The organism is Streptomyces coffeae (genome assembly GCF_016741875.1).
GTDB classification, from domain to species: Bacteria; Actinomycetota; Actinomycetes; order Streptomycetales; family Streptomycetaceae; genus Streptomyces; species Streptomyces coffeae.
Map to the genome: position 1 here is coordinate 1 of NZ_JAERRF010000067.1, position 10,866 is coordinate 10,866.

Below are 10,866 nucleotides of genomic sequence, written 5' to 3' on the forward strand. Positions count from 1 at the left end.
TTCCGCCCCCGAGCACTACACCCTCGGCCCCCTCGGCGCCACACTGCTCGCCGCCCACACCGGATGCGAACTCACCACCCTGGGCTGGCGCCCCACCGCCACCGGCCGCATCGCCTACTCCCCCTGGCTGAGCCACGACGTCGGCGTCAACGAACTCCTCACCCTCCTGGCCGCCCACGCCCGCCACACCGCCCCCAGCGGTCTGCCCCTGTGGCTGTCGGAACGCTCCTGCGCCCGCCGCTGGGAGGACATGATCCGCCCCGACGCCTACGCCCACTGGCAAGACCCCTCCAGCGCAGCCGAGGACCCCTGCCTGTTGCCGTTCTTCCTCGAGTACGACACCGGCACCCAGTCCCTGTCCCGGGTGGAGGCCAAACTCCCCGGATACGCCGCCTTCACCACCTCCACCGGCACCCGCCCCGCCCTGCTCATCCACACCCGCACCGCCTCCCGCGACCGCGCCATCCGCCACCGCCTCACCCAACCCGCCCGCGACCTGGGCCTGCGCGTCGCCACCTCCTCCATGGACTTCACCACCGACACCCCCTGGGGCCCCTGGTGGACCCCGCTCGAACCCGCAGCCCGCCGCACCACACTGATCGCCCTCGCCGCCCACTGGACCGACCTGACCCCGGCCGCAGGTCTCGAGCCCACCGACGCCGACACCGCCCTGGCCCTCCCCGTCCCCCCACTGCCACCCACCACGCAACCCTGATGAGCCTGCTCGCCAAGGCCACCGCCGGCGTCGGCTGTGCGATGCTCGCTCTGCCTCTGCTCGCCGTGTGTCTGGTCGCCGCACTGCTCAGTTCCCTCAACCCCGGATCCGGCGGCACCACGGCCACCCCCGGCAAGAACTCGCTCGCCGACATCCCCCCAGCCATGCTGAACCTCTACCAAAGGGCCGCCCCTGAATGCCCGGGCCTGTCCTGGACGATCCTCGCCGCCATCGGCAAGGCCGAGACCAACCACAGCCGCCACCCCACCATGAAATCCCCGGCAGGCGCGGTCGGGCCCATGCAATTCCTGCCGGCCACCTTCAAAACCTACGCACACCCCGTACCCCCGAGCGGGAAACGACCGCCTACCCCATGGGACCCGGTCGACGCCGTATTCGCCGCAGCACGCCTGCTGTGCGCGAACGGCGCCAAGCACAGCCAGAACCTCAAGCGCGCGATCTACGCCTACAACCACTCCCACACCTACGTCGCCGACATCCTGCGCATCGCACGACGCTACGCCGCCACCTCCCCCGCAACCAACCCCGGACCCGGGTCAGTCTCCGCATCAGCATCAGCTGCGGTCGTCTTCGCCCGCCGTCAACTCGGCACCCGATACGTGTGGGGCGGTGACGGCCCCGCCGAGGGCGGCTTCGACTGCTCCGGCCTGACCAAAGCCGCCTACGCCAGCGCCGGGATCACCATCCCCCGAGTAGCACAAGACCAGTACAACGCCGGACCCCGCCTGGCCACCCGAGAACAACTCCTGCCCGGAGACCTGCTGTTCTTCGGCACCGGGCCCCACGCCATCACCCACGTCGGGATCTATGCAGGCAGACACCACATGATCGACGCGCCCCGCCCAGGGGCCGCCGTCCGTGAGGCCCGAGTGCAGCTGACCGGTGCCACCTATCAGGGCGCGACCCGCCCGAACCTGCGCGGTGCCCGGTGAGCACCCAGCCCACCCAGGCCGAAGTCGATGCCCTGCTGCGCGCCCTGGTCCGCATCCTGGCCGGCGTCGCCGTCCTCGCGCTCGTCTTCACCGCCGTCAACGTCACCGGTTTCGCCACCGACCACCACATCCCCTGGCCCATCGCCCTCCTCCTCGATCCGATGGTCGCCCTCACCCTCACCACGGTTCTCTACGCCGACGCCCGCCTCGCCGCCTGGGGCATCCCGCCACCACGCTGGTCAACCGCCCTGCGCTGGTCCGCAGGTCTCGCCGCAACCCTCATGAACACCTGGACCTCGCTCTGGCCCGACGACCACATCGGCTGGCCCCGCCACGCAGACCCCGCCGGAGTGCTCCTGCACTCCGTACCCCCACTCCTCCTCATCGGCCTGACCGAAACCGTCGCCGCCTACCGCCGCTGCACCACCCACCTGCACCCGCACCCCACCACCGCGCCCCAGCAGGTCCACCCGCACCCCACCACCGCACCGCTCCGGGAGCAGCACGGGAACACTCCGGGAGCACCCGCACCCGCCATCCCACCACCCGCCAGGCCCTCGCACCCCACACACCACCCGAAGCCCGCCCCGCACCCCCACCCGCTCAACAACCCTGCCCCGAACCCGCACTCGCGCCCGCACCCGCACCCGCACCCGCACCCGACGGGCGATGGCCCACAGGAAACGCCCGCGCACCCCGACGGGCCGCACCCTGCCCCCAACGCCCCCGCACCCCAGCCCGGCGCGGATAACCGCGCAGCGGCCGAGCTGTACGCGCAAGCCCTCGCCCTGGATACCGCTGCACGGCAGAGCACCGGACAGCCGGTCAGCATCCGGCAGCTCCGCCGCCACCTGCACCTGGGCCAACAACGCGCCCGTGAACTGCGCACGCACCTCGACACCCACCACGCCCCGGGAACACCCGCACCCCACACCGCACCCGGGGCCACACCTCACCAGCCGACCCCGGATGCACCCGCGGGGGTGAGGGGGGCGGCTTGACTTGTCGGCCACCGCAGAGCGTCCATGGTGGTCGCCCGCGGATCTACCGTGTAGGCCACGCGCCGCGAGCACCCCGGCCGGGGCTCTCTCTCCAACCACCAACCACCCGTCGTGGGAGGCCCCATCATGTCAACCACCCCCAACACCCCTCACCCACCGTCCACAGACCGCCCCGACCCCCAACAGCTCACCGACGCTGAAGCCGCCGTATGGGCCGCGCTGAGCAGCCAGCCCGGTGCCACGAGCGCCGGCCTCGCCCAAGTTGCCGGAGCCGGCCGCTCCACCACGACCAAAGCACTGCGTGTCCTGGAACAGATGGACCTCGCCCGCTGCGAGACCAGCGCCCCCGAAGGCCGCGGGCGCCCCGTCAACTACTGGTACGCGGCTCCCTCTCCGGACAACGACGTCAGCACCTCAACGGACACCCCGCAGGAGCCGTCGGCCGAGACCATCGCGGACCCCGAGCCTGCAACACCGCACGCCAACGATGACGTTGCCCACGCAGCACAGCCGTCCACGTGCGGGGACGACAGGTCGCCCCACGGCGAGACCCCCGCCGACGAACCTGACACTGACGCTGACACCGAGCACACGGGGCACCAGAATCGGTCCGACGTCCCGGGGGAGGCGGAACGGCCGACAGGGTCCGACGCCGACGGCTCGCCGACTCCGGCGCCCGCTCCCACGCCCCCGGTAACGGGAACAATGCCGCCCGGAGCACCGGAAGCAGTCCGGCCGGCCGCCCTGTCCGGCGGAGACAAGGTGCGCCTCGCTCCCGGCGCCCTGCGTCAAATGGTCATCGCCCACCTGACAGCGCATCCCAATGAGGCGTTCACAGCCACCCGGATCAGCCGGACCATCGAGAAGAGCTCCGGCGCGATCGCCAACGCCCTGACCACCCTGACCAGCCAAGGCATCGCCGAACAGGTCACCAAACGCCCGCGCACCTACCGCCTCGCCACCACCCCCGCCAACGGCGACGTATAGACCAGCTGACGGCCCAAGGGCCGGGTGCCGCCCCGAAACCAGCAGGGCGACACCCGGCCCTTGCTCTGGGCCCACATGTCATCCCCCGACCCCAGTGGCTCCAGTTGGAGCCACGGTGGCTCGCCACTGGCTCCCCGGTGGCACGCCGATGGCTCGGTTGGACACACTGGCTCTGGTCACGAGTACCAGCAGCAGTTGTTCACCGGTTTGAGCAGTGTCCGGGGTCGGCTGCCATTCGAACAGTGCGGGAGTCTGGCCCGCGCCGAGGCAGCCAAGCCGGATCGTCGACCATCCCGCACGTCGACGCGCGCCTTGAACCACCGTGAGTGACCAGAAGCCCCCGCAGCTGCCCTGATCCCCAAGCGGTTCTCCCCACTCAAGTACCTCAACCTCAACGTCCCGGGCGCAACAGTTTCGGAAGGGAGCGCACGTACGCAGCAGATGCCTGTTCCCTGCGGTTTCTCCCCTCTAGATATTGGTGCGTCCGCCGAAGTAGTCGGGGACCTCGGCTTTGAGGGTCTTCTCGACCTCCTGGTACGTGCTGGAGTGGGACAGCGGGGTGTTGTGGAGAGCGAACCGAAGGTCACTGACCAGAGACTTCAGGGTCACTTCCTTGCCGGGCTCGGGGGCCTGTCGGCGGGCTTCGGCCAGGAGATCCGCGAAGAGCGATACCGCGTTGCTGGGGTTCGTCTCCCACAGCCATGCGAAGACGTTCCCGAAGGGATCCCCGGGGTGGGCTAAACCGCTGTCGGCGTAGTTCCTGGCGAGATCGATTGCCTCGTGCAGACGAACCCCGTGAGCAGGTGCTCGTACGTGCGCAGCGGTACCTCGATGTTGTTCACTTCCGCTCCCCTGATGCAGATGACGGTCTGTTCACGGCGGACTCAAAGATGGTTCCGGTGCGGGTTCAGCCGGTGCGGGTTCAGCCGGTGCGGCCGTACTGAGAACGCAGTCTGCTGAGGAGGCCACTTATCTCAGTAGAAGAAAACACTGTGACGTCTTCGTCCGTGGCGTTTCCGACAGCGACCTGCCACCGGCCTCGCTCGTCTCGGACAACCTGGATGGGTGGTTGCGTCAGCCACGTTGTGTCGATGCCGCGCCGTACGACCACGCCTATGAGTGCCGGATGCGTCGGCCCGGGGCCGAGCGGGGAACCGGGAGTCATCAGGAGATCGGCAAGCGCCTCGATCGCGTCGTCGCCCCGCACGCCTTCCCGTGATGGAACCGGAGTGCCCGCCACCCTGATCTATCAAGGTCACAGCCAAGTACGTGCAGTCCTCGTTGCGCTTCCACGGGGGAATCTTCCAGGAGAAGGTCATGGCTGCATCCTCCCCTGCACGCACGGGACTTGAAGTGGTCTTGGATGACCTCTCGCGGCACGGTGATGTGTTTCAGCCACGGCCCGATGGGCGCCTGCTGTCCGGTCGCGCGTGGCGCTAGCATCTGCGGACTGAAAACTCGGGGGAGGCCAGGACAGATGCCGTGGTCATTACTGAACAAGCCCTGGCTGCGTTCGATGGTGCGGCTCGTTCAGCTCTTCGTGCGGCCGAATCGAGACGAGGTCTATGAACAGTGCGTTCGGGCAGCGCTGCGTGAGTCTCCACGCGCACGAAAGCTGGGGAAAAGGCCGGGGACCTCCTCGCACGATGTACTTCACGAGATGCACCGCTCCATGTACCGGAACGCGTCCTACACCCAGGCTGATGGCCCGGAACGGGCCTCCTACGACAAAGCCGTTGTCGACCTGGAGCGGGCACGGGCCAAACAACAGGCGGCCGCAGACGAGTCCGGGTGGAACTGGAAAGTCGTCTTACTGCTCCTGTCCGCAGCCATCCTGACTGTCCTCATCACGTTCGGCCTCATGGCTCTGCTGGTAACCCTCTTCAGCACCGCACTGCTGATCTTCATCCTGTTTTGGAGCGGCACCGCCGTCTGGTTCAACCTCCGCTACTGCCTGCTCGCCGCGGCCCTGGGCATCTCGTGCGCAGCGGCCCGCGTCGAGCTCGGCTACCGCGCCGTTGCCTGGGGCACGACCCTGCACGACGACGGCATCGTTCCTGTGATGGACGGCATGATCCGCCACCTCATGGGTGAAGACCCCGACTCCCTCTTCGTCCCGCAAGGCACGTCGAAAGGCCTGCGTGCACCCCGAGCACCGGGCTTCGCCGTTCCCACCGAGGCCATGGAGCAGCTGCAGCGTAAGCTCAGCCACCTGGACGAAGGCACCATCGCGGTCTGCGGCCCCCGCGGCGTCGGCAAGACCACCCTGCTGGAGGGTGCCACCAAGCAAGCCGGCTTCGGTTTTCTCATCCAGGCGCCGGCCACCTACGCCCCGCACGACTTCCTCGTCTCGCTCTCGGTGTGCCTGTGCCAAAAGTACATACAGCACGAGGGCTATACAGCACCGGAATTGGCGCGCCTGTCCCCCTTCCACCGGATCTTGAAGAACTCGCGTCGTCGCATCAGAGCTCTGGCCCGCTGGTCATCCTTTGCCTTGCCCGCAGCTGCCCTGCTCATCCTCGGGGCCTCTTCAGCCGCCCGCTCGCTGTACGCCCGATACGAAGCCTCAGCCTCCGACTCCGCCCACACCGTGGCACGCATCGTCCAGCACTGGATCCGCGACGTGTGGAACGGGCACGCCGTCGTCACCAGCGTCACGATCATCGTCTGCGCCATCGCCTGGTGGCTCTCCCGCCACGACCCGTGGATCCCCCGGACCCTGGGAAGGCTGTGGACCCTACTCGGAGCCAAACTGGGCATCGCCCTCGCTCTTGGCAGCTTGGCCAGCGCCTACTTCGACCCGCAGCTCCGCCAGCTCGCACCCCACGTGCACGCCAACACCTTCGGTGTAGCAGCGCTGCTAGCCTTCGGATGGTTCTACTCCTGGGCCACCTGTCAGGCTCTGAAACTGCGCCAGGCACACCTCGAAATCGGTCGGTGGACGCTGTACGCCAGCGACGTCTGCAGACTGCTCGCCGCCGGCCTGGGCACGTACCTCCTGTATTTCCTGATCCGCACCCCTTCGACCTACACCCTTCTCGCGGACCCGCAAAACCCTCTGAGACTCGCCGGTCTGGTGACCGGCACCCTGCTCGCCCGCGCCGCCGGATGGCGACCCAGGCCCGCGAAACCCCACCTCGTCACCCGCTGCGAGAACCACCTCTACCGGCTGCAGACCATCCAGACGACGACCAACACCCTGTCCAACGGCACCGCCCAGATCATGACGCTGGGCGGCTCACACGCCACATCCATCTCCACGATGCCACCCAACTTCCCCGCGCTGGTCCAAGAGTTCCGCGACCTCCTGACCGACATCGCCAAAGTCCTCGCCGACAGGAAGCAACGCGTCCTCATCGCCATCGACGAGGTCGACCGCCTCGGCTCTGACGCACAGGCCCTCGCCTTCCTCGCGGAGATCAAGGCCATCCTGGGCGTCCGGCACGTCTACTACCTGATCTCTGTCGCCGAGGACGTCGGCGCCGCATTCGTCCGCCGCGGCCTGCCCCACCGGGACGTCACCGACAGCTCACTCGACGACATCATCCACGTCGAGGCATGCACCCTCAAAGAAGCCAAGACCATCCTGGACAAGCGATCCGAGGACCACACACCCCACACCGCCCTCCTGGCTCACAGCCTTTCCGGCGGACTCCTGCGTGACCTGTTGCGCTACGGCCTGCAGATCGAAGAGATACAGGCCAAAACCCGGACCCACGAGCTCGCTCACCTCGCACGCGAGCTCATCCTCGAAGAACTCTCCGAGACACTCGCCGGATTTCGCATCCTGCTCAGCAAACAGCAATGGACACAAAACACCAGCGGCATCCTCAGCGACTTCCACACACTCTGCGGACACCTCAAGATCTCACAGTGCGTCTGCTCCGACGGGTCGCTGCTGCACGCCCTCGAGCACTTCGCGCACCAACCTCCCGGTACCCAGCCGAGCCACGGCGACATCACCGACAACGCCCGCCAGCTCATCGACGAAGCCGCCGCCTACAGCTACTTCGCCCTCACCCTGCTGGAAATCTTCACCGCCCCGGGACTCGACCGGCGCAGCGAACAAGCCCTCGCCCAGAGTACCTACGGATCTCACGAAATACTCGCGGAGGCTCGCCTCGAACTGAGCATCTCCCCCTACAGCGCGCGCACCCTCATCACCCACATACGCAAGGCATGGGCGCTCAACAACAGCCCCAGCATCGACGTCCTCAGCCCCATCCTGCGCAGGATGTCCTGCCCCCTGCATAGGTCACGACCTGACCCATTCGGCCTGCGGAACAGCTAGGTGGACGCAACCCGCGCCACTCACCCCGGAAGATTTCAAGTCCAGTGAGACGTTTGTGGTGCCATGAGAGGGCGTCAAAGATAGTCTGCGGTTAAGTGAGCTTCGCGGCTGCCAGCTTTATGGCGTTTTGCCCTATACACGCCCCTTCGTATCCACCGAGCCACCGACCTGGCCACCCGCTTGCTCCGCTTCTCATGCGTGAAGTCCGTCTAGTTTGAAGGTAAGGCAGAAAACGCCCAACAAGCAGCGGAACGGCACCGTCCGCCGAGTCCATACCAACGCTACGGCGTGAGCCAGCTGAAGCCGTACCCCAGCGACCTGTCCGACGCCCGATGGGCCTTGATCGAGCGGACGTTGACGGCCTGGCGGAAAGCCCGGCTCGACCACAGGCCCACCCGCGTCTACGCGGTTTTCTGCACTCCAACCGTGTGCCGGTCGGCAGGACGCTCCCGCCCCGGCCCTGCGGCTCCCCGAGTACGGCTCACCAGCCGCCGCCGACGGGGCCTTTCCCGGGGCTGACGCCGTCAGGCGCAGGTGTCGAGCATGCTGGTCAAGGCGTCGTGCTCTTCCTGATTCGTGGTGAGGGCATAGTCAGCTTTCACCGAGATCCACGCGCGGGCGTACGTGCAGTGGTAACTGTCCAAGTCGGGCTGCCACCTGGCCGGGTCCTTGTCGCCCTTGGCCCGGTTGGACCGGGCGGAGACGGCGATGAGCTGGGAGCGCTGGAGGTCGTTGGCGAACGCACGGCGCCGCCCGGTGGCCCACTGCGATGCGCCGGAACGCCATGCCTCTTTGAGCGGAACGACGTGGTCGATATCGACCTTGGATGCCCCGTCGAGCACCGCGCCGTCGTACGCCGACACCCAGCTGCCGGCGACGGACCGGCACTGGTCATCCTGAGTGACGCCCTTGCCATCCCGCTGGAGGACGACCTCGCGGGTGTCACAGGTGCCGGACTGGGTGATCCAATGCGGGAACTTCGCCCTGCTGTACCCCGGCACATCGCTCTCGGGCGCGGCCGTCAGCGAGGCCAACTGCATCCGAGCTTCCGCAAAAGACGGAGGCTCCGGCAGATCCAGCACCGATACCGGAGCCGCCGCGGCGGTTGGCATACCCGCGGCGGCCCAACCGGGAGAAGCAGAGCCCATAAGGCCAGTGGTCACCAGCACAGCAGCCGCAGCAAAGGACCGACGACACGTCATGGCATGACCGTGACGCGCCAGCACCACGCCTACACCAAAGGCGACGTCGATTCATCCGTAAGGCCGTACGTTCGAGAACGGCTCCATACCCACTCAAGCATCCAGAGATAACGAGCTAGCCGCTGCCGGACGCCGCTTGCCACGGTGCTTGCGATGGGAGCGGCGAACTGGAACCCGTACGACCATCCCCGTCCAGCAGCCTCCAGCATGCGAGTTCCTGCCGCTGAGCCTCTGGGAGCCTGTCGCATCAGCAGAATGTAGGAGTTGCCGCTGACAAGGCCCGTACCGGGAAGCATCCGGCGAGGACTCCAGCCAGGGAGAGAAGCGGCCCCGGTGCAGGGCTCGCGCGCTGCGCCGGGGCAGTTGATGGCTGTCGAAACCATGCAGGCACATAAGACGGGAACGGCCGCAACCACCTTACGGGTGCGGTCTCTGTCCAGCGACCCGTGTCCGGGTCGCTGGACAGCCCTCTCGTACCCGGTGTTACCGGCGTGCGCCGCACCCGGCGTGCCCGCAGCCGCCGCAGGAACCGCCGTTGTTACATGCGCAGGGGCACGGTCCTACCCGTCTGGGGCGCGGTGCGCTGTCTGTCGTGCGCTGGCGGGGCATGGAAGCCGTGACGGGGGTGGTGGGGCGGTCGGGGTTGGTGCGGTGGGCGGCGGTCTCCAGCAGGCGCAGCCGGGCGGGGTGGGGGCGTTGGTCGAGGCGGGTGAGGAGGTGCGGGAGGGCGGGGTCGGTCAGGCCGGTGGTGTGCCATCCGGCGGCTGTGACGATGTGTGAGGCGGCTTCGGCTTCGAGCCACGCCGCGTGGTGGGGTGAGAGGTGGCTGGCGTGCTGGTTGCAGATTTTCTCTGTTGCGGTGTGCAGGATGTCGGCGAAGGGGGCGGGGGTGTTGGTGCTGACGCGCTGGAGCAGGCGGTGGCTGCGGGCGAGGATCTGGTGGACGAGGAGGCGGTGGTCCTGCAGGCCGGGAGTCGACATGAGGGTTCTACCTTTCGGGGAATGGTTTGGGGAATTGCCAGGCGCTTTGCATGGCGCGCCGGATGAGGGCCATGAGGGGTGGCGGGTCACGGGCAGGCGTGCGGGGCTCTGCTGTGCTGTCGGCTTGGAGACGCCGAGGTGTGGTCGTTGAGGGTGTTCAGACGGTCAGGAGGGCGGTCTGGTAGGCGTCGAGGACCTGGTCGAGCTGGTGCATCTGCTGGGCGTAGCGGGCTGCGTGGAGTTCGGTGGCGCGACTGGAGTAGTGGATGGCGGTGGCGTCGGCGTGGGGTGGACCTTGGTCGGTCAGTGCGTCGTTGAGGTGGTCGCGGGCGTTGGTGGCGTGGCGGCGGAGTGTGGCGTGGAGGCGGTCGGTTTCGCGGGCGGTGTCGCAGAGCAGTTGGGCGAGTGTTCCGAGGGCGGTGTGGGTGGCCTGGCGGTGGCGGCGCAGTGCGATGTAGCCGTCGTCGCCGAGGGTGGTGAGCAATGTGGCTTCACCGGGCCCGGCCGGGCTTGGGGACGGTGGGCTCATGGGGGGCGTGGAGGTTTTCGCGGTGCTGCGAAGGCGGCTGGTGGGGCTGTTCATGGCGGGTGGTTTGCCTTCCGGTGGTGTGGGTGGGGGTTATGGGGTAGGGCCGTAGGAGCAGGTGGGGGTGTGGGCTTCGTCGTCGGCGAAGGTGGTGGGGTAGGTGGTGGGGATGGGTCCGCCATCCAGGGGTGCGGGGCCGGTGGCCAAAAA

Annotated in this window: 9 protein-coding genes and 1 pseudogene; 6 read left to right on the plus strand and 4 right to left on the minus strand. The window is 67.8% G+C overall.

The genetic code is table 11. The features are described 5' to 3' along the window. The 4 genes from JK363_RS40495 to JK363_RS40510 form a co-directional block, all read left to right on the plus strand. A partial coding sequence (locus JK363_RS40495) for a replication-relaxation family protein (protein WP_201883342.1) occupies window positions 1–715 on the plus strand: 715 nt, incomplete at its 5' end. Next, a complete protein-coding gene (locus tag JK363_RS40500; RefSeq protein WP_201883343.1) occupies window positions 715–1,668 on the plus strand; it encodes a C40 family peptidase in 954 nt (317 codons plus the stop codon). The genes JK363_RS40495 and JK363_RS40500, both read left to right, overlap by 1 nt. Beyond that, on the plus strand, window positions 1,665–2,669 hold the full coding sequence (locus tag JK363_RS40505) for a hypothetical protein (protein WP_307822092.1): 1,005 nt from the start codon (window positions 1,665–1,667) through the stop codon (window positions 2,667–2,669). Before JK363_RS40500 ends, JK363_RS40505 begins: the two co-directional genes overlap by 4 nt. 126 nt (window positions 2,670–2,795) lie before the next feature. Then, window positions 2,796–3,656, plus strand: a complete 861-nt coding sequence (locus JK363_RS40510; protein ID WP_201883344.1) for a helix-turn-helix domain-containing protein — start codon at window positions 2,796–2,798, stop codon at window positions 3,654–3,656. 468 nt (window positions 3,657–4,124) lie between these two features. On the opposite strand, the gene JK363_RS40515 is transcribed toward JK363_RS40510, so the two are convergent. Further along, entirely contained in the window at window positions 4,125–4,265 is a 141-nt protein-coding gene (locus JK363_RS40515; protein WP_201883345.1) for a hypothetical protein, read from the minus strand. Between the two features lie 1,051 nt (window positions 4,266–5,316). Between JK363_RS40515 and JK363_RS40520 the strand changes: the two genes are divergently transcribed. Continuing rightward, window positions 5,317–7,947 carry a P-loop NTPase fold protein gene (locus JK363_RS40520; RefSeq protein ID WP_236076547.1) on the plus strand — a complete coding sequence of 877 codons (2,631 nt, stop codon included), beginning with the start codon at window positions 5,317–5,319 and terminating at the stop codon, window positions 7,945–7,947. A gap of 288 nt (window positions 7,948–8,235) precedes the next feature. Continuing rightward, a pseudogene (locus JK363_RS40525) lies at window positions 8,236–8,343 on the plus strand (IS5/IS1182 family transposase); the annotation flags it as partial. Window positions 8,344–8,471: 128 nt separating this feature from the next. On the opposite strand, the gene JK363_RS40530 reads toward JK363_RS40525, so the two are convergent. The 3 genes from JK363_RS40530 to JK363_RS40540 all read right to left on the minus strand — a co-directional run bounded on the left by JK363_RS40530 (window position 8,472) and on the right by JK363_RS40540 (window position 10,659). Beyond that, window positions 8,472–9,095, minus strand: a complete 624-nt coding sequence (locus JK363_RS40530; RefSeq protein ID WP_201883350.1) for an HNH endonuclease family protein — start codon at window positions 9,093–9,095, stop codon at window positions 8,472–8,474. A 537-nt stretch (window positions 9,096–9,632) separates the two neighbouring features. Beyond that, complete coding sequence (locus JK363_RS40535) at window positions 9,633–10,130, minus strand: hypothetical protein (protein ID WP_201883347.1); 498 nt, start codon at window positions 10,128–10,130, stop codon at window positions 9,633–9,635. A 157-nt stretch (window positions 10,131–10,287) separates the two neighbouring features. After that, window positions 10,288–10,659 (minus strand): hypothetical protein, encoded by a 372-nt coding sequence (locus tag JK363_RS40540; RefSeq protein WP_201883348.1) that lies wholly within the window; start codon window positions 10,657–10,659, stop codon window positions 10,288–10,290. Window positions 10,660–10,866: the final 207 nt, after the last annotated feature.

What these genes read in the sequence shown, in the direction of transcription:
- JK363_RS40540 (WP_201883348.1), bottom strand. Translation starts at nt 10,659, where the DNA reads ATGAGCCCACCGTCCCCAAGCCCGGCCGGGCCCGGTGAAGCCACATTG.
- JK363_RS40530 (WP_201883350.1), bottom strand. Translation starts at nt 9,095, where the DNA reads ATGGGCTCTGCTTCTCCCGGTTGGGCCGCCGCGGGTATGCCAACCGCC.
- JK363_RS40500 (WP_201883343.1), top strand. Translation starts at nt 715, where the DNA reads ATGAGCCTGCTCGCCAAGGCCACCGCCGGCGTCGGCTGTGCGATGCTC.
- JK363_RS40520 (WP_236076547.1), top strand. Translation starts at nt 5,317, where the DNA reads ATGCACCGCTCCATGTACCGGAACGCGTCCTACACCCAGGCTGATGGC.
- JK363_RS40510 (WP_201883344.1), top strand. Translation starts at nt 2,796, where the DNA reads ATGTCAACCACCCCCAACACCCCTCACCCACCGTCCACAGACCGCCCC.
- JK363_RS40535 (WP_201883347.1), bottom strand. Translation starts at nt 10,130, where the DNA reads ATGTCGACTCCCGGCCTGCAGGACCACCGCCTCCTCGTCCACCAGATC.